This window comes from Vibrio salinus (assembly GCF_021272385.1).
GTDB classification, from domain to species: Bacteria; Pseudomonadota; Gammaproteobacteria; order Enterobacterales; family Vibrionaceae; genus Vibrio; species Vibrio salinus.
Window position 1 is genome coordinate 348,085 of the sequence record NZ_JAJSDZ010000009.1, and the last position, 19,416, is coordinate 367,500.

Annotated in this window: 20 protein-coding genes; 15 read left to right on the forward strand and 5 right to left on the reverse strand. The window is 41.6% G+C overall.

The window, feature by feature from the left end; translation table 11 throughout:
* Window positions 1-14 precede the first annotated feature (14 nt).
* The 9 genes from LRQ06_RS09765 (at window position 15) to LRQ06_RS09805 (ending at window position 7,239) form a co-directional block, all read left to right on the forward strand.
* Entirely contained in the window at window positions 15-158 is a 144-nt protein-coding gene (locus tag LRQ06_RS09765) for a hypothetical protein (protein ID WP_232766148.1), read from the forward strand.
* Window positions 159-319: 161 nt separating this feature from the next.
* Entirely contained in the window at window positions 320-856 is a 537-nt protein-coding gene (locus LRQ06_RS09770; protein WP_232766149.1) for a hypothetical protein, read from the forward strand.
* 452 nt (window positions 857-1,308) lie between these two features.
* Window positions 1,309-1,521: a hypothetical protein gene (locus LRQ06_RS09775; protein ID WP_232766150.1), complete on the forward strand. Its 213-nt coding sequence runs from the start codon at window positions 1,309-1,311 to the stop codon at window positions 1,519-1,521.
* A 99-nt stretch (window positions 1,522-1,620) separates the two neighbouring features.
* The gene (locus tag LRQ06_RS09780) at window positions 1,621-1,833 is read left to right on the forward strand and encodes a hypothetical protein (RefSeq protein ID WP_232766151.1); all 213 of its coding nucleotides are present in this window, start codon (window positions 1,621-1,623) and stop codon (window positions 1,831-1,833) included.
* A gap of 747 nt (window positions 1,834-2,580) precedes the next feature.
* Window positions 2,581-3,225, forward strand: a complete 645-nt coding sequence (locus tag LRQ06_RS09785) for a hypothetical protein (RefSeq protein WP_232766152.1) — start codon at window positions 2,581-2,583, stop codon at window positions 3,223-3,225.
* Window positions 3,226-3,775: 550 nt separating this feature from the next.
* Window positions 3,776-5,044, forward strand: a complete 1,269-nt coding sequence (locus LRQ06_RS09790) for a toxin C-terminal domain-containing protein (protein ID WP_232766153.1) — start codon at window positions 3,776-3,778, stop codon at window positions 5,042-5,044.
* A 387-nt stretch (window positions 5,045-5,431) separates the two neighbouring features.
* Window positions 5,432-5,800, forward strand: a complete 369-nt coding sequence (locus LRQ06_RS09795; RefSeq protein WP_232766154.1) for a hypothetical protein — start codon at window positions 5,432-5,434, stop codon at window positions 5,798-5,800.
* Between the two features lie 12 nt (window positions 5,801-5,812).
* Window positions 5,813-6,148 (forward strand): SCO4402 family protein, encoded by a 336-nt coding sequence (locus tag LRQ06_RS09800; RefSeq protein ID WP_232766155.1) that lies wholly within the window; start codon window positions 5,813-5,815, stop codon window positions 6,146-6,148.
* A gap of 116 nt (window positions 6,149-6,264) precedes the next feature.
* Entirely contained in the window at window positions 6,265-7,239 is a 975-nt protein-coding gene (locus LRQ06_RS09805) for a hypothetical protein (protein WP_232766156.1), read from the forward strand.
* 105 nt (window positions 7,240-7,344) lie between these two features.
* On the opposite strand, the gene LRQ06_RS09810 is transcribed toward LRQ06_RS09805, so the two are convergent.
* From LRQ06_RS09810 to LRQ06_RS09825, 4 genes are all read right to left on the reverse strand, one after another.
* A complete protein-coding gene (locus LRQ06_RS09810) occupies window positions 7,345-9,153 on the reverse strand; it encodes a glycoside hydrolase family 13 protein (protein WP_232766157.1) in 1,809 nt (602 codons plus the stop codon).
* Window positions 9,154-9,525: 372 nt separating this feature from the next.
* On the reverse strand, window positions 9,526-10,275 hold the full coding sequence (locus LRQ06_RS09815; RefSeq protein ID WP_232766158.1) for an SDR family NAD(P)-dependent oxidoreductase: 750 nt from the start codon (window positions 10,273-10,275) through the stop codon (window positions 9,526-9,528).
* A 60-nt stretch (window positions 10,276-10,335) separates the two neighbouring features.
* A complete protein-coding gene (locus tag LRQ06_RS09820) occupies window positions 10,336-11,034 on the reverse strand; it encodes a helix-turn-helix transcriptional regulator (RefSeq protein WP_232766159.1) in 699 nt (232 codons plus the stop codon).
* A 25-nt stretch (window positions 11,035-11,059) separates the two neighbouring features.
* Window positions 11,060-11,458: an NUDIX hydrolase gene (locus LRQ06_RS09825; RefSeq protein ID WP_232766160.1), complete on the reverse strand. Its 399-nt coding sequence runs from the start codon at window positions 11,456-11,458 to the stop codon at window positions 11,060-11,062.
* Window positions 11,459-11,609: 151 nt separating this feature from the next.
* On the opposite strand from LRQ06_RS09825, the gene LRQ06_RS09830 reads away from it, so the two are divergent.
* The 6 genes from LRQ06_RS09830 to LRQ06_RS09855 all read left to right on the forward strand — a co-directional run bounded on the left by LRQ06_RS09830 (window position 11,610) and on the right by LRQ06_RS09855 (window position 17,555).
* Complete coding sequence (locus LRQ06_RS09830) at window positions 11,610-12,533, forward strand: IS1595 family transposase (RefSeq protein ID WP_232766161.1); 924 nt, start codon at window positions 11,610-11,612, stop codon at window positions 12,531-12,533.
* Window positions 12,534-12,690: 157 nt separating this feature from the next.
* The gene (gene arfB, locus LRQ06_RS09835) at window positions 12,691-13,104 is read left to right on the forward strand and encodes an alternative ribosome rescue aminoacyl-tRNA hydrolase ArfB (protein WP_232766162.1); all 414 of its coding nucleotides are present in this window, start codon (window positions 12,691-12,693) and stop codon (window positions 13,102-13,104) included.
* Between the two features lie 173 nt (window positions 13,105-13,277).
* Window positions 13,278-14,903 (forward strand): methyl-accepting chemotaxis protein, encoded by a 1,626-nt coding sequence (locus LRQ06_RS09840; RefSeq protein ID WP_232766163.1) that lies wholly within the window; start codon window positions 13,278-13,280, stop codon window positions 14,901-14,903.
* A 140-nt stretch (window positions 14,904-15,043) separates the two neighbouring features.
* Window positions 15,044-15,634 carry a LysE family translocator gene (locus tag LRQ06_RS09845; RefSeq protein ID WP_232766164.1) on the forward strand — a complete coding sequence of 197 codons (591 nt, stop codon included), beginning with the start codon at window positions 15,044-15,046 and terminating at the stop codon, window positions 15,632-15,634.
* A 24-nt stretch (window positions 15,635-15,658) separates the two neighbouring features.
* On the forward strand, window positions 15,659-16,477 hold the full coding sequence (locus tag LRQ06_RS09850; RefSeq protein ID WP_232766165.1) for an AraC family transcriptional regulator: 819 nt from the start codon (window positions 15,659-15,661) through the stop codon (window positions 16,475-16,477).
* 118 nt (window positions 16,478-16,595) lie between these two features.
* Window positions 16,596-17,555, forward strand: a complete 960-nt coding sequence (locus tag LRQ06_RS09855; protein WP_232766166.1) for a sensor domain-containing diguanylate cyclase — start codon at window positions 16,596-16,598, stop codon at window positions 17,553-17,555.
* Window positions 17,556-17,611: 56 nt separating this feature from the next.
* On the opposite strand, the gene LRQ06_RS09860 is transcribed toward LRQ06_RS09855, so the two are convergent.
* Complete coding sequence (locus tag LRQ06_RS09860; protein ID WP_232766167.1) at window positions 17,612-19,369, reverse strand: bifunctional lysophospholipid acyltransferase family protein/GNAT family N-acetyltransferase; 1,758 nt, start codon at window positions 19,367-19,369, stop codon at window positions 17,612-17,614.
* Window positions 19,370-19,416 lie beyond the last annotated feature (47 nt).

A 19,416-nucleotide genomic window follows, 5' to 3' on the forward strand; every position in this document is an offset into this window, starting at 1 on the left:
CACTACCACCGTATATGGACACTTCTGCTTTTACAGCACTTTTGAATGATTTATTGAAAACCGCCACCACCTTTGGTGATGGCGGTTTTCACTATACCGGGTTCAGAGAAGGGTTACTGAATCTGATAGATGCCAGATTACCATGGCTGAAGAGTTAACCGGTCAGAACCTGCTTATGGCCGTGTCACTAAGCGGCTGTATTGTCAGAATGCAGCAGTCTGGCCGGGCCTCATGCGGTGATCAAAGCCAACGGTCTGACGTATCAGTATGACCATGTCGAGAATATGCTGCGGGCGTATAATACTAAGAAGGTCAATAAATGAGTCAAAAAAACTATATAGCGTTGTGCATTTTATTGTTTTTGATGCCTTGTTTTAAAGCATTTTCTGAAGAGGTTGTTGTTCCTCAGCATACTTTAGAGAAAAACTTAGGATGTAATACCAAGCCAGGCCAATCTATATGCTTTGTTAACGCAGTTAAATATATAAAAAATGATTTATATGTTTTAGAGTTCAGAGTGAAGTTCGATGTTGAACCAAAAGATATATTCAAAACCATTAGATTAAATATGACACAAATTTCTATTATGTTGAATCCCATGACAGCTAGACATTACGGCGTAAAATTCCCTTCATCAAAAATAGTGGATGAGAATATATACCCAGCGAGTGATATTGTTGTTTTTTTTCAGGTTATGAATAGAGGAGAGCAGTACGTATCATATATCTATCCAGTAGAGAAAGAAGGAGCCACTATTATTTATAGTAAGATCTTTGTTGGTGATTATAGTGTTCTGAAATTACTTGAAAAAGGAGATTTTAACGACGATTACCAACCTCGGCAGCACAGGCCATAAGACCATCAACGAAGTCGGTCTGTAGTGGTTGTTATAGCCAATCAAAATTGGTCACAGTTTTGTCGTTCTGCCAGAAGAATTGCTATGACCCATAGGGCAGTTATTATCGACTTTGGCTTTGCTTGTATTCACAATGCTCTAAATTACCTCTTGATTTTTAGGGTATTATTTTATTAAAACAGGTTGAAAATTTACCTGACCCGACAAATTCAAAGCACAGAAGTGAAAACTGCCACTTGATTAGTCAGAGCTGGACGTAAGTATCCACAGAATGTGGCAACGGGTCAGCCGGATTTTTCTGCTAGAAGTTTATTTAGTGGTGTTCGGGATCCTGTTAATTATACAAGGGCATTTAGGTAAATTATGAAATATGGACTTCGAGTTGAGCAGGTGACATCGGCAATTTTAGCTGTTGATACTTATATACAATTAAACCATTAGGGAATAATTATATGCATGCATTTGCTATTGTTGCATTTACCTTGGTCATTCGTTGGCTAATTTATGTTGTAGATTTAAAGTTAATTAAAGAAATACTGATATTTCTAGGAGGAGGGCTCCCTTTAATACTAATTATTCTTGGTTATATTGATAAAGATATTATATCTGTGACATTGGCTGCGATTTGTTTATTTGGATTTCCAATAACTTCTAATTCCAAATAGATGGACTTATGCTTGAGGTGTTAGTAATTACATTTCATTACAAGTATGATTTTATATTAATTGTGTTTTTTGGCTGAAAAATTATCAAGGGAACTGCTTGTGAATTCTGTTTTTATTATTGTTTTTGCACTTGTTGTTGGTTGGCTTTTATATGTTGTTAATTATATTTTAATTAAAAAGCTCTTAGATATAGGCGCTATTACTCCTATTATATTATTTGTTTTTGATGTTGTTAAAAATGATGCCATATCTTTAATTTTAGTTCTAATTTGTTTTCTTGGGTTTGCTAGTGTTTCAATAAAAAATAAGTAGATAAATAACTAATAAGAGCTGTTGCTCTTTGCTGTTTAGATTTCATCTAGAAACATATTGACAGATACGTTATAGTAAACATCAGAGATATTATACTGACAAATCTCTGAAATTTTGAACAGTGAAGATTGCATCAGAACACATTATTGAATGTGGTTATGTTGTAGAAATGGTTTCTATCATAAACACACCAATAGATAGCCAAAATAGAGTTCATCTATTGTTAGATGCGCATTACTCTATGTCTTTATTGCTCACAGGTGAAGGAGCTGGTTTTGAGATATTAGTAATTATTTTGGAAAAGTAATTTTTTGTTATTACTATTTGAATAGGTAGCGTTTAGCGTAAGAGGGTTTAATTAGTGGGAGACTTGCTTTTTTCTCTGCTCAGTGTAATGGTTGTTGTTATTTTTATTATACCAATCGAAACTGTTCAGGGAGACAATATCATCGGAAATGTATTTGTTCCGTGTGTTTCCTTTTTGTGCATGTTTTCATTTTTATTTTTCTTTTATGATTTTGTAGTTAACCGGCGTGTAGAAAGAATGAGAGGTTTTTGGTTCTTTGGATTTCTGTTTTTTAACTATATCACAGCAATGATATATTATGTTTTTTATTATAGAAAAAAGAAGACTTAATATATTAAAAACCATTTTGTATTTTTTCTACTTATGTCTTTTTTAGTACCGATTATATATTCTTACAATAAGGAAAACAAACTAATATCCAATAAAGGTAATAATATACAATGTGTTTGATAAAACAGTCGTTTCCTCGATTAGTCTTAATATTAACTTCATTATGTTATGTAAACAATGTCTTTTCTGGAGAATCAATTTGTGAAGAAATTAAATTACATATAAATCCAGCTATTGAACAAAGTGAATTTAATGAAAGTATATTTGGAATAAAAAGAAAGCTGGAAGAAATTAAGAGTATATCAGATGTTAATAATGTTATAGGTAAAGCAAGTCGTCATTATTCCGAATATTTTAATTTAAAGGAATGTTTTTATTTAAATAAAAATAGATTCTTACAAAGAAATTCTGATATATTTAAGTTATTATTAATTGGAATGTTAAATGAAGATTTTAAATCTGATAAATTTGATGATATAAAAAAATATGTTCTTAAATCATTACGCTCTGATGATGGAATGGTAATAGATAAAGCTATTTTTGCTACTGTTTTTTTACATGATAATATGTTTATAGGTGCTCTGAAAGATATTGTCATTAATAGTAAGAGTATTAGCACCAGGAAGGACGCTATTGATGCGATAGGAAGTATTTATACAGAAGCATCAAAAGAGTCATTAAATGAACTAAGAGAACAGGTTCCACCTGATTTAGTAAAAGAAATTGATGAAACTTTATCTAAAAACTATTGGTAAAAAGCATTTTTAGTGATTCAGAGAGCAAGTAGAGTGATTGAATGATTAAGTTTCTATATAAGAATAAAATAATTGCCAGAGAACTCTATCAGAGAAAAGGAGACAATGATGTTGGCTTTATGTCGATAGCATTTTCAGCAGTGTGTTTGTTTTTTAATATTTTATCTGTCAATTTGCTTATTGAAATCTACTATATTCCATATAGGAATTATTCAATACTAAAGAATAGCTTTATATCAGTGGAAATTTTGTACATGCTGTTTGCAATTGCTTTGTTTTTTTTCATTGCTCTATTAAAAGGTAACCCTGAGTGGAATCAGATTTCTAAAAAAGACAAGTGGTTAAACAGAATTTATGTCATATTTTCTTTTTTATCATTACCTTGTTCTTATATTGTTTACTACTTTCGTTGAAAAATTATATAAGTTATTTAGTTCTACCCATTTTAAATCCCCTCTTGATTTTTAGGATAATATTTTATCAAAACAGGTTAGAAATTTACCTGACCCTGAAATTCTGAATACATAAATAACCGCCATTACGTTTTGTGATGACAGGCACTGAAACGTTCTACTTCGGAAAAACCTACGAACGGATTGTTAATGCCAAAACCGGCGAAACTCAGCATAAGCACTTTGTTTATGCTGACGGTAAGCTAATTGCCCTGAATACCCAAATCCGGGACAAAGAGAATAAGCTGAAAAATAAGCAGGTTCGTTACCTTCATTACGACGCGCTGAACTCGGTAGATATGATCACCGATGGCTACGGCAATGTGGTGGAGCGCCGGAGTTACGATACCTGGGGCAAGCAGAGAAAAGTGCTCTGGCGCAGCAGCAGCGCTTCCGAACTGATTCAGGAAGTGATCACCAACAGGGGCTACACCGGCCATGAGGAGATCAAAGAAGTCGGGCTGATCCATATGAACGGCCGGGTTTACGATCAGGAACTGGGCCGTTTTCTGAGTGCCGATCCGCACATTCAGGCGCCGTTTTTAGTCAACAGCTTTAACCGTTATTCGTATGTGATGAATAACCCGTTGAAGTATGTGGACCCGACCGGGTTTAGTTGGGTTGGAGGGGAAACGTGTAATGTAAGTACTGGTGAGGGCTGTAAAACCAGTAAAAGTACTTCTTCGCCAGATAATGGAGGGAAAGGTAACAATGATGATGATCATCAAGGCAAGACGGCAGAGAAAAGTAAGACAACAAGCAATGTTTCTAAAGAAGAAAGTGTAGTTGATAGTGATACCAAGGCGGATTCTTCGGGCGAAGATAACGAAAAAGAAAGTATTAAGTCAGAACTCAATAAGATTGAAAGGTCTATTGAAAAGTATGATTGGGATTCTTTTTTAGATAATATGCATTTTTCCTTAGATGTCTTAGGGCAAACTTTTGGATTAGGAGTGGGGCCAGATTTATTAAATGCAGGAATATATGCTGCAGAAGGTAAATTTGGTGATGCGCTTATTTCAGGTTTTGCTGCTGTACCTTTTATTGGTAATGGAGCAACATCAGTTAGAATTGGGAGGCGTCTTGAAGCTATTGTTGCAAAGGGGCCAAGGAAGTTATTAGAGCCTGTCTATAAAACAGCTAAAGAGGCTAAAGTTGCAGCGGAGAAACTCGGCTTTAGAAAAATAAAAGAAACTACTCATGGTGGTCAAGCCGTTTATCAACGAGGAAAAAATGAGTTTATCACTCGTGATCTTGATGGTCACAACGGCGGGGCATGGAAAATGGCTGATTCTGTAAAAAATTTGGGTAAAAAAGAGACTAGAGACGGAACTTTTGATACCAACTTAAACCGTATAGGAGATTAGTTGTGAATAATAGTAGGAATCCAGATTGGGTAACACAAGGAAAGACAATTAAGCAATTGATCTCCGAACTTCAGACTTTTGAAAATCAAGACTTGCAAGTTGAAATTTCATTAGATGGTGGAGAGACCAGTAAGCCTATTAGTCTTGTTCGGAAACGACGTTCTATCTGTATGTTAGTAAACAGCGAAATAGAGTGAACAACCGCCAGTATCTGGGGTGCAGGCTCTTTAAGGTACCGAAGGCATTAGAGTTGCGGGTAGTGTTGGCTACGATGAACGTCAGGGTGTCTTGATTTTACAAAGAGAACAGTTTCTAAGATTGGGGATATAACGAAACTGTCCGTGAAAACGGGGTAGAACCCGTGTCGGCATTTTGGGCCATAGAGTAATGAGAGTCGTTGATGGCTTATATCATTTTTCTATAAAGAGATCTAAGATTGTTACAAAGGGGTTAGAGAGCAGAGGTATACGCCCACAACCTGGAACAAGAGTTAAACCTGAGGGTATTCCAGATAACTGGCGTGTTCGTTCATCAAAATCTAAAGGTGGAGTTAAATACTCAGATCCAACAAACCCTCGCAAAAACGTAAGAGTGGAACAAGGTGTTCCTGACCATCCTCATGACAACTCTAGAGTCCCACATGTTAGGGACATGAGAAATGGCAGATATGTCGATAAGAATGGAAATCCAGTTCAAGACGGAAGAAGAGATCCTGCTGGTCATATATCTTTAGATGAATATCGTTATACACCATAACTAAGGTTGACTATGAGTATTATAAATGTTGATAAACAACTCATTATTGAGTGCTTAAAAGAGTTAAGTGACACTGACTACCAGCAACGAGTATGGATTGTAGGTTCGACTGATGAGGTTTCCGGTTTCAACGATGTTGTTGCTGCCCTTTTTGATGATTCGCTCTTGGAGGACGCCCTATTAAAGAACAAAGTTACGTTTACGATAGAAGCTGATAATAAGCTTCGTATGCTAGGGGAACTGATAGCATTCCTGCCAGATAATATCACCACTAAGGCTTTGGTATCACAACCAAAATGGAAAGATATCGTCACATTGTCTGGAGATGTGTACAACTTGATTAAGTAGTTGTTACAAACAGTGGAAGAAAGTTTCAAAAGAACATCTAAGTTATATTGCATTTATGTTCATATCATTGAGAGATGACGTTATCATTTCTTTTTTTAGTGAGCAGAGGAACCACGGTGTTCAATAAGCAGACAACAGCAATAGCAGTTCTTTTTATCATCCTGTCATTCACGGTAAAAGCCGATCATTTAACGGCATCGGCGGCCTATGCATCCATGGCACTGGTGAACGACGATACCTTATGTACCAGCCAGAACTCAAAATTGTATCCACCGGCATGGACTAAAAATGCTACCATCGTTCAGGGGATTCCCCGCGGCGATACCGTACCGGCCGACTGGGCGCATCAGTATAATATTGAGCATCCGGATAGTGTGGTGACAAGTACTACGCCATGGGAAGCGATGACCGTCTGGTTTGTGGCTATTGAAGCGGAAGAGAATCTTGCTCATCACTATCAAATTGCCATTGGCCAGCCTGAAGTCTGGATTCTGAAAAAAGAACAGACATCCGATAAGGCTGTCTGGACGCAGATTAATAATACCGGATCGGATATTCTGAACTTTAGCTGGGCAACTTACTTTGAAGACGATCTGGTGCACCCGACAACAAAAGAAGCTATCAACCTGTCTTCAGACAGTCAGTTTAAAAAATACAATTCAGATCGTCTTTCAGAGACAGCTAAATGCGGTTATCCGATTCATGGTGGGACGAATATGCTTGAGATTGGCAGCGATCCGATTTTGGGCGTTTTTGTGCGCGTAAAAGCGTGGTTATCCGGAGATGACACCACATCGGGACAAGGCAGTCCATCACCGTTAGTTTTACTGAGTGTCGGTGCCGATTATTATCCGACAATAAGCTCTGCGGCCAGTGACTTTTCTCCCCTCTATTATCTGCCGGGGGCCGGTGGAAGCCGGTATGCTTATTTAACCTCTGAACCCAAATGGTATTATATGGCGACGGTGCGCCCGGAAAATGGGTTACCTGTTGTCGATGAAACCAGTGCTTATTATCAAAATGGCGGAAAAACCTACCTGACCAGAAAAGAGTGGATGGAGGATACGCCACCGGTTCTTACGACAGATTGATAGTAAAAAGAGTAGAGTATTTTTTTCTTGGAATGAAACTCTGAGATAAAAACCGCCACCACGTTTTGTGATGGCGGTTTTTACTATACCGGGTTCAGAGGTGGGTTACTGAATCTGATAGATGCCAGATTGCCATGGCTGAAGAGTTAACCGGTCAGAACCTGCTGGTGGTGGCGTCACGGAGTGACTTTCAATCAACGTTTTTTTGATATGAATGTGTTCGGGCAGCGGGTAATGTATCGTTTTCTCTTTAAAATTCGCCACGACAAGGTATTTTTTATTACCCAGCTCCCGGGTATACGCGTACACCTCGGTATTCTCAGGCGCTAAATCATGATAAGAACCGACAGACAGTGCCGGGATCCGGTGGTGAAGCGCAATGACTTTTTGATAGAAATGGTACACCGACGCCGGATCTTTGAGCTGACTCTGAGCATTAATGGTTTTGTAATTCGGATTGATTTTTAACCACGGGGTTCCGCTGGTGAAACCGGCATTCTCGGAGGCATTCCACTGAAACGGCGTTCTGGCGTTATCCCGGCTGGTGAGTTTGACATTTTTCAGCAATTCACCGGCTGTTGCTTTATGCGTTTTTACGTAGTCCTCGATAAAGCCTTTGACTTCAATATCACTAAAATCGTTCAGTGACTTAAATGGGTAGTTGGTCATGCCCAGTTCATCGCCCTGATAAATAAAGGGAGTTGCCCTTTGTGTCAGAGTTATGGTTGCCAGGGCTTCTGCTGAAGCATTACGCCACTGCGGGCGATCGTCGCCATAGTGAGAAACCGTGCGCGGATTATCATGGTTGCCGAGGAAGAACGTATTCCAGCCATACTGACCGACAACGTGATTCATCTTATCAATGGTCTGACGAAAATCCGCCAGTGTTTTCGGAACGGTGTGCCAACGGTCGGCGGCCCGGTCATATCGAATCAGATCGAACATAAAGGTCATGTTCAGTTCATGACGGCGGCTGTCAACGAACAGGGGGACTTGTTTCATCGGAACGCCGAAAATCTCGCCGGCAGAAACCGCATCATAATGGGAGAGGACTTCGCGGTTCATTTCTTTCAGGTATTTATGAAGGTTTGGTCCCTGAGTGTAAGCCAGAGAAAAGTCCTTTAACTGTTGTGGTGTCAGGTCCGGAAAGTTCGGTATTTTGGATAAGGTTGCTACGGTATCAAAGCGGAGTCCGGAAACGCCTTTATTCAGCCAGAATCTCAGAATGGAATACAACTCCTCTCTGACTTTTGGGTTATCCCAGTTAAGGTCCGGCTGGTGTTTGCCAAAATAGTGCAGATAATACTGTTGCGTGGTTTTGTCTTTTTGCCAGGCCGAGCCGCCGAAGAATGAACGGTAATTATTGGGTTCGTGACCCTCTTTGGCACTTCTCCAGAAATAATAATTCCGGTATGGATTATCTTTGGATTTTTTACTTTCCAGGAACCATTTGTCCTGATCACTTGAGTGATTAAAGACAATATCAATCATCAGGCGCATATTGCGTTTTTTCAGCTCAGCCATCAGATTGTCAAAATCTTGCATGGTACCGAATTCTTTCATTACCTTACGGTAGTCCCGGATGTCGTAACCGTTATCCGTGTTTGGGGAGTCATAGTGTGGATTGATCCAGATGGCGTCGATGCCCAATGTTTTCAGATAATCCAGTTTTTCCGTCAATCCTTTCAGATCGCCGATCCCATCACCGTTGGTGTCTTTGAATGAACGGGGATAAACCTGATAAAAAACCGCCTGTTTCCACCATTCAGGAAGCCCCTTTTCTTTTTTAACTGAGATAGCAGAAGACGAATTTGTATTGTGTATGGTAGCCGGTGCTGACGTTGTATTCCCCATCACATAAGATGAGGAGAGAGCGCATAACATGGCTGCAAAGCAAGCTTTCTTACTTGGCATAAATGATATTCTCCGATTAATAAATAGGTATTAACGACAGAGGGATATCAGAGGCTCGATATTTAATTATTATGAATTTTATTTTTATAATTTTATCAATATCTATAGGACGACAATTATTATTTCGCGATGTTTAATATGAGTCAAGGTTAATATTGTCCATGAGTGGATATGGATTAAGTTTTCGATATAAATAATTATATTATTGATTTATAAGTCATTATTTATAATTTAAAAAACAATCATTAAAATAAATCATACTATCCGATTAAGTTATTATTACCGCCAGTCAGATTCGGCTATATGACCTATTTCTTATTAGTATTGTTGTTTATCTGTGTTTCTTTCAGGCTATTTTTTGCTTGTTATCTATTACCTCGACAAATAGCCGCCATCTACGGTGTAGACGCCGCCGGTGCAAAAACTCGCTTTATCAGACAGAAGAAACAGGATAAGGTCAGCGACCTCTTCTCTTGTTGCCAGACGGGACATGGGGTGTGTCTGGGCGAAGGTGTGTAAAACATCCGGAGGAAGCTGATTCACTCTTGGGGTGGCGACATAACCGGGGGCGACAGCATTCACCCGGATATGTTGTTCGGCGTATTCCAGCGCGGCGGTTTTGGTTAAGCCGATGACGCCATGTTTGGCCACCGTATAAGGAGCCAGACCGGCGATGGCAACCAGACCATTTACTGCCGAAAGATTCACAATCGCACCGCCTCCCGATTTTTGCATTGCGGGCAGTTCGTATTTCATACAATAAAAGACACTGCTTAAGCTGGTAGCCAGTACGGATTGCCAGTTTTCGAGGGTTTGATCGGGGATTCGGGTATGACTGTCTCCGGTTTTTCCGGCATTGTTGACGGCAAAATCCAGCCTGCCATAGCGGTTTATGGTTTGCTCTACCAGTAAGCGCACCTGCTCCGGATCCGATACGTCACATTCTATGCCGGTTGCACGGTGACCATCCGGTGATAATTGCTGAGCTTTTTGCTTTGCCAGCAAGCCGGATTTTGAGGCAATAATAACCTTTGCACCGTGAGAGAACAGTTTGTCAGCAACGGTTTCACCAATGCCATTGGTGCTTCCCGTGACGATGGCTACGCGATGATCGAAATTCATAAACACTCCGTGGTTTCACATTTGTCAGTTCATGTTACCCGGGGTGTTTGTCAGTTTCTGTCAGTAGCGTTCCGGTGATGCGATTCCCTGACTGTCCCGCCATGCTTTCAGTAGTACGGCGTGGCTTTTAGGACAGGTTTCTTCCAGTACGGTCATTGTCTGAATTCTGTCTGCTCTGAAATGACGGAAATTTTTTCTTAGTTCACACCAGCCGACCAGTAACCGGGCGGATGATATAAAGCCGATGGCAACCGGCCAGAGAATCCTGGTTGATAAGTCGTCGTTTTTGTCCCGGTAGGTGATTTTGATCTTTTTACGGTGATGAAGGGCAGAGCGGATTTCGGGAAGAAAGGTGGGATCCGTATCTGGATCGACCGGGCCGGTTAGCAATGACTGAAACTCGATATGGTGTTTCATCGGCTCCGGGACGACAGAATGAAGCTTGGCCAGTGACTGACTGGCGGATTCTCTGAGCGCTGGATCGGTGTGGCTTTTGACCCAGTTCAGTCCGAGAATTAAGGCATCCAGCTCATTGCGGGAAAACATCAGGGGCGGCAGATGGTGGTCGGATTTTAAGATCAGGCCGACTCCGGCACTTCCCTGTATATCGACGCCCTGCTGCTGAAGCGTTGCAATATCCCGGTATACGGTTCGGATACTGATTTCTAGCTTTTCAGCCAGATAAGACGCCGTCACCGGGTATTTATGCGTGCGCAGAATTTGCACTATGTCGAGCAGTCTTTGTGTTCGTGTGGTCATCGCGGGTTATCCGGTGATATCAGAATTATTCTGACTTTAATACTTTCTGCAGGGTTTGCTGTGCTGCCGGAGCACATAAATCCAGTTGAGACAGACCCAGAAAGTCAGCGGTTTCAATTTCTGAATCGGGCATCAGTTCGCCACTAAAGTCGGCTGTGTAGCAGCTCATGGTGAGGTGCGTATCCTGGAGGCCGTAGGCCTGATCGGTGATGTCAAACTGAAACCGGATGGAGTCCGGCAGTAAGTCGATGCCCAGTTCTTCTTTGATTTCTCTCAGTAAAGCCGCCTCGTTTGTTTCCCCGTTTTCTAACTTTCCTCCGGGAATAAAATATTTCTCTTTGCCTTTGGACTTAACGCACAACAGAGTCTCACCTTGCTGAAAGATCCAGGCTACGCTGTTTAACTTTTTTATATCCTTGTTCATATTCTTGTCCGTTAAAAATGGAATGGATGGCAGATTTCGATGTTTGCTCTGGTGGAAATGTAACATGAATACTGTATATAAAAGGCTCTGATCCATTTGTGTGTTGTTTGACTATACTTATAACAAGTATTCAAACCAACGAGCGTTCATTATGAATACAGAAGAGTTTAATGAACTAACTGAAGAAATTAATACACTCAACTTCCCCCAACTTAAACGATTACGACACAAAATCGAATCTCTGATTTCCAGCAACCAAGTTGGTAAAGCTATTGCTGACAAAGAAGAGCATATATCACATTGTCCATATTGTGGAAGTCCTGAATTTACTAAGCATGGAACCACAGCACGAGGTCAGCAACGTTATAAATGTAAGGGGTGTTCTCGCACGTTTAATTCATTAACTGGCACTCCATTGGCGAGACTGAGAATGCAGGGGAAATGGCATCAATATTCTGAAGGTATGTGGTTAACCACTAAACTTCGGGGGGCAGCAAAAGAACTGGGTGTTAATGTCAAAACCGCATGGCTATGGCGTCATCGTTTATTAGCTGCGCCTTGTAAACATAAGCCCTCCGAGCTGCATGGGATCATTGAGGCAGATGAAACCTTTATTAATGAGTCATTCAAAGGCTCTAAGAAAATGCTTCGAGAGCCACGCAAGCGTGGTGGTGGAGACGTCCCCAAAGTACCAATATTTCTAGCATTAGATCGAACGGGCGTAGTTACTCATCAAGTATTAGAACGTGATACAAAAGAACAATTAAAACAAGCATTAATACCAGTTCTAACACCACAAAGCGTACTTTGTACCGACGGTAATATCAGCTATAAAAGTATCATAGAAGATTTACCATTTGAGATAGACCACAAACGCCTAATTACACTGGATAAGAAGAGGGTAATTGAAGGGATATACCATATCCAAACACTCAATAACTGGACGATGCGTTGGAAAGCATGGTTAGCACAGTTTCGAGGGGTTGGAACAGCTTATCTGGACAATTATTTAACTTGGTTTAGACAAATGGAATGTGCAGAACAAAATGAAAGTTGGGTAGTTTTGGCTTTATAACCACACACAAATGGATCAGAGCCATATAAAAACAGTAGAGATGACAACCCGTTGACTTATCTGGATGCTGAGGCCCGATTCCGGGGGAAAAGAGGGCGTTTTGCGTGAGTTAATGGTAATCTGCAAGCCTGTGTAGTGAAACATCCGATGGCCGGTTATGTTAAAAATTTCAAATACCGTTGAGCTTGCTGACTGGGAAATTGAATTGTCGGCGATTCGTTCGATGGGCAATGGTGGTCAGAATGTGAATAAAGTATCCAGTGCGATACATTTGCGTTTTGATATCCGGCATTCCACCCTGCCGGATGTGTATAAGCAAAGACTGCTGGCGTTGTCGGATTCCAGAATCACGAAAGAGGGCGTCGTTGTCATTAAAGCTCAGACTTACCGGACTCAGGAAAAGAACCGGGAAGATGCGCTCAGCCGTCTGAAAGGTTTGATTGTATCTTCCATGGTGGTGGCGAAAAAACGCAGGCCGACCCGGCCGACGAAAAGTTCTCAGCGCCGCCGGGTGGATTCGAAAAAGAAAAATGGTGCAACGAAACAGCTACGGAAAAAAGTAGTGATGTAATACCTTTTTACCTGTTGTGCCTTTTTAATATGCGTTGAATAGAACTTTCCCCTCAATGTTTTTTTATTTTCTAATCACTCTTGTCTATTAAATTAATCGGTAAGAACAGTCTGTATCCAGCCTGATTCACTGGTAGTTTATCACCCAAAGAAACAACCGGTGATAAGACTGTTATGCGTTATTTTTCGATTACCCGTTTGGTCCGTGCCAATACGATTCTGGCGACCATCGCTATTGTTGGGTTAAGTATCTACCTGATTTCATCTCTGAATCAGGTTCAGAAAGAATTTGGTCATGTTGTTGACCGTAATGTCAGTTTGTTAAGTACCGTTTCGGATATGAGATATTACACCGTGACCTACCGTCGTTTCGCACTGGATTATGGTCTGACAACGGATGAACATGAGCATCAGAAAATTATCAAGACGATCCGGTTTAATGATCAGGCTGTTGATCAGGCTTTGAAAAGAATGAAGCGGTTATCAGATAACAGCACCATTCAGCAGGAAGTGGATAACTTTGAATCCAATGTTAATCAATACCGGGCAATGCAGCAGGATTACATTCACCTGATTGATCAGGGAAGGATAGAGGATGCCCGTAAAAAAATGCTGGGTCCGATGCTTGAACCGTTTAATACCATTGTTGGCAATCTGACCCGGTTTCAGACGCATTTGCAGAAGCAGGCGATTGAAATCAGAAATCAGAAGCAGCATGAAATGGAGTCGGTTGTCCGGTGGTCTGTTGCGGCTGTTATTATTACCGTCATGCTGTGTATTGCCAGTGGATTCATGACGATCCGACGTGTGATTATTCCGTTGAATATTCTGAAGACTCACATGTCAATTTTAGGTAAAGGTGATTTACAGACGGCTTTTCCGGCTGAGAAATTTCATCAGGATGAACTGGGGCAGGCAGCTCAGGCTTTCAGTCAGATGAAGAAGGATCTGACAACGCTTATTACGGCAGTCAAATCGAGTGTTGATTCGCTTAATCAGGCTTCTGAGCAACTGGCGGAAAAAGTGTCCGGCACCCGAAACCATGTAAAGGTTCAGAAACAGGATATTGCTCAGATAGCGTCGGATTCTCAGGTATTGGCTGAGAATACTTATGTTATTGATGAAGCAACAAAAAAAGCATCGGAAAACAGTGAGCTGACCAAAGAACAGGCTCAAAAAGGTGAACGCGGCATTATTACCTCAGTTCAGGCGACGGATGATATGAGTAAACTGATCACACAAACCAGCGATGTAATAGACGGGTTGTACCACCGGAGTTCGGATATCAGTCTGATATCCGAAGTGATAGGTAATATTACCAAACAGACCAATTTGCTGGCTTTAAATGCAGCCATTGAAGCCGCCCGGGCCGGAACCGCCGGTCGTGGTTTCGCGGTGGTTGCTGATCAGGTTCGTGAACTGGCCCGGCAGACTCAAAGTTCTATCGAAGAGATTGGCAGTATTATTGCCAGTCTGCAATCTCAGGCGACGGATGCTCAGGCGCTAATGACAGAATGTCAGACGCATATCCAGACCAACCTGACGTTGGTGAAAGATGCCGGTAACTCTTATCATCAAATTGTGAACGCTTCTGAAGCGATTGCCGAAATGAATCAGACTATTGCGTCCTATGTCAGGGAGCAGAGCCAGCTTTCCGCTCAGGTGTGTCAGAGTACTGAACATATTGAGCAATCCTCTCTGGATATTGAAGAGATCGCGGGTGAAACGGCACAAACGTATCAGTCACTGCAGGATCAGGCTGAATACCTGAAGCAATACATTAATTCTTTTACTCTTTAATGTGTCTTACTCACGGTTTATTCATTTTTGATAAAACGGTGAGTAAAGAGAAACGGCGGAAGAGCATTTGCAATATCGTTCAATAATCCGGGAAAGTTTTCCGTTATCTTTTCCTTTTCGTATTTTGGAGAGGTAGCACAATGGATAAAGTGATTCTGGCAATGATCTCGTTTGCTTTTGTGGGGGCCGTTACTCCCGGCCCCGTCAATCTTCTGGCTATCAGTACGTCACTCAACTACGGTAAAAAAGCGGCTTTCTGGCATGTGACCGGCGCGTCTTTAACTTATGCTCTGGTGGTCTTTTGCTCCGGCAGTATGATGCAATCGATACTGACAGTGTTGCCCAGACTTGAGTTGACAATGAAGTTATGCGGGAGTCTGTTTCTGTGTTATCTGGTGTATAAAATTGGTTTTGCGCCGTATTCTTCGGTTCGGTCATCTTCTTCGGTTCAATCCGGTTTCCGGACCGGCTCTTTGACTCAGTTACTGAGTCCCAAAGCCTGGATGGTTGCTATGTCTGGCGTCAGTTTGTATGTGATTGATCAGGGAAATGAAACTATCTTACTCAGTTTGTTTACGTGCATTTCTCTTATTATTTGCTTTATCTGTGTTGGTCTGTGGGCAATGATTGGACGCCTTTTTTCAGCATACCTTGAAAATCCAGTCCGGCAACGCCAGTTTAATAGAATCATGGCGGGAGTACTTTTTGCTTCAGTTGTCATGATATGGTGATGAGAGGAAACGGAGGCCGGGAAGATGAAAAACGATACCAGTGTTAGCTTTCAGAAAAGTACAATATTGCCATGGGTTGAGCTGAGAATTGCTGATAAAAGTTCATCTTGCTATGACTTACATTCCCATGATGAGTTTTCATTCGGCATTATCGATCAGGGACAGGCAGGATACCATAACCGGCACTATCGTCACCGGATCGGAGTGGGAGATATTGTCACAATCAACCCGGCAGATACACATTCATGCAATCCGGAATCCGAGGTTTGGTCCTATCGGATGTTATTTATCGATACGTTTAAAATGGGAAAAATGCAGCAGGAAGTGATGCAAAATGAGACCTGTGATTACCTGCCATTTAAACGCAACGTAGAGCAGACCCCAGAAATAAAACAGTCGGTTATCTCACTCATTCAGTCATTGCAAACAGAAGAGAGTCTTTTACAGGTTCAGAGCTTTTTGTTTGATTTTATTGAGAAAAGTGTGGGTAATTCGTGGGAAGATAAGCCCGGAAAAACCAATGTTTATCCCGGCTTAAACCGTGTACGGGAAAAACTGCTGGATGAACTTCAGAATACTCATCAGTTAAATGAGCTGGCAGACGAAGCGGGGATGAGCCGCTATCAACTGTTAAGAGCGTTTAAACGTCAGTTCGGATTGTCGCCTCACGCTTATTTGATGGATGAGAAAATCAAACGGGCGAAAAAGTTGCTGAAATCCGGTCAGACTATTTCTGATACCGCGTTGCAACTGGGATTTTCGGACCAGGCTCATTTTCAGCGTCAGTTTAAACGAAAACTGGCCGTTACCCCGAAATTTTATCAGTCACATTTTATATATTAGTCACTTTCTTTATTACGACTTGCTATACTCTTCTTGTTATATTTATGTTTGTTTAGTTGCTGAAATGATAAAACGGTATTTTGGAATACCGGGGGACTGGTTTAAGCTGGATTACTTAATGACAGATTTAACAATAGAGCAAATAGACGAACTGGAGATGTTAAGAGCGGTCATTGAAACGTCACCGGATGCTATTTTTGTTGCGACTGAATCCGGACATTACCTTCATGTATATGCCGGAAATGAGAGAACCTTTGACCTTGATTACCAGATGATAATTGGTAAGCATTTTACAGAGACTCACTCTCCCAAATGTTCATCAATGATTGAAGAAACGATCAAAAATGCAATTGAAACGAATCTGACTCAGAAAGTGACGTATTCATTGAGGCCGGAAGAAATTTATTTTATAGCAGATAGTCATATTCCTGATGATGATTATTGGTTTGAGGCCAGAGTAACGCCTTTGTCTCTTAAGCATTTTAAAGAGCGGATCATATTATGGAATGCAAGAGAAATTACCCAACGAGTTAAACTTGAACAGGAAGTCAGGTTACTGGTTGATCATGATGAGTTGACCGGAGTGTTTAGCCGAAGGCGGCTTATGATTTGTCTGTCTGAGTATTTTGCTGAATTCAGGCGGTACCAGAAAGATACGGCAGTTATTATGCTGGATATTGATGATTTTAAGAGTTGTAACGATCAATTTGGACATCTGTTTGGAGATAAGGTCATCAGACAGGTTGCTCAGACTTGCTCAGCAGAATTAAGAGCGTGTGATATGTTCGGCCGTTTGGGAGGGGAAGAGTTTGCTGCGATTTTGCCTCATACGGGATTGACTCAGGCCTGTGATTTAGCCGAGCGTTTACGTTTTGCTATTGAAACAACAGACTGTAAAACGGAAGATGGAAAAAGTGTTCATGTCACTGTGAGTATTGGTATTGCACAATTTGATGTCTCTGATGACGAAGACAGTAATGTGCTGAACCGGGCTGATAAGGCAATGTATGCGTCTAAACATTCCGGGAAAAATAAAACGACGGTGTTTGGCGAATGTATCAGAACTAGGTGTAACTGATAGAAAAGGAAGGAAAGGTACCCAGATTTCTCCGGGTACCATCGCGATCCTGGTGGCTAGAGATTATGGTGCTGTAAATAATGACCGGCCGCGTCCGGTCCCATGTATCGGGCCAACGTTTTTTCTTCGACTTTTCTTAAATCCACGACAATTAATCCATCCAGAGCATCGTTAAAGTCAGCATCTACATTAAAGCAGACAAACTTACCGTTCAGGCCCAGATATTGTCTTAGCAGAACCGGTACGCCTTTCCCGTCATCCATTCTGGAAATAACTTTTGATAATAGCTGAACATCAGCAAGTGCACTGAGCAGGCAGTGATTCCAGTCCTGATTGTCTCTATTCTTCAACGGGTTTGTTGCCGCAACAAGTTTCGCTTGGTCGTTATCGTAGTAATGAAGTGCCATCGTCTGAGCAAGTAGTTGCCTTGCTTCATCACTGTAATCATTACTGATACTGACCGGGCCGAATAAGTGCGTATAATCGGGATTGCGGCTGACGAACGTCGCGATGCCTTTCCAGAGTAACATGAGTGGAGCCATGCTTTTCTGGTATTCTCTGGCAACAACAGAGCGCCCCATTTCAATGGATTTACCCATATTGCTGATAAATGGCTCCTGATAACTGAACAGAGTGCTGGAATAGAGCCCTTTGATACCGAATCGGGGTTGGATCTGATCGACTAATCCTAAGCGGTAAGCGCCAACCAACCGGTCATTTTCTCTGTCCCAGATAAAGAGATGAAGATACTCCTGATCGAATTTATCAACATCCAGCGTGAGTCCGGTGCCTTCACCAACCTGCCTGAATGTAATTTCTCTGACTCGGCCAATCTCATGCAGAATGCATGGAATATCTTCGGCTTTTGCGCAATATACCTCAAATTCGTTATGGGACAGTAAATGCTGCTCCGGAGAGAGACTCTGCAGATCGGCTTTGAGTTCTGAAACCGGAAGCTGAGCGCAAACCGGAGGCAGGGGATGATCCTGCTCATTCTTATTGCGAACCTGTTTGGTAGCCGGATTGAGCAGATACGTGTTGAACCTCAGGTAGCTGACAAGCTGGCTGTGAGATAGCGTATTGACTTCTTTGTACCGGATTGGCTGACCGATATAGATACGAATGGGTTTGTTTTTCTTGTTCAGTAGCTCCCGTCCAAGCATCAGAGTTCTTAATAGTGGGTGAATCTTACCTGCCATATAAAAACGTTTGGAGTTCTGGCCATTGATAAAAATCGGTACTGATGTGGCTTTGTGTTTACGGATGAGCCGGCTTACTGAGCCACTCCACTCTTTGTCTTCGAGTTTTTGCTTTTTCCTGTCAACCAGATGAGAAACTTCACCGGCAGGGAAGATTAGCAGCAGTCCGCCTTTTTCCAGATGGCGGTGTGCACTTCTTAATGCATGCATATTGGAATACTGTGCGTTTTCTTCATTTAAAACATCGACACCAATAAATAACTCATCCAGTTCCGGAACGGTTTTCAAATAATGATTCGCCAGAATCTGAATATCGGAACGAACGAAAAGCAGCAGTTCGGCGAGAATGACACCTTCTACACAGCCGAGAGGGTGGTTTGCAACCACAACCGTTGGTCCTGTGGCCGGAACATTTTCCAGTGAACCTTTAGCAACATTGTAGTCAATGCCAAGAACTTCCAGAGTAAATCGTAAGAATTGCCGGGTGTTGCATCCTGCAGGGCGCTGATGATAGAAGCGGTCTAACTGACTGAGCCCCGTCGCCCATTCTGCAATATTTTCACCCATTCCAAAGGGGGTTTTTCTCGGTAATTTAAAGGGACTGTTTGACAGCATATAAAAACCTCATGTCCGTATCTTATGCTTTATGTTAAGAAGGATAT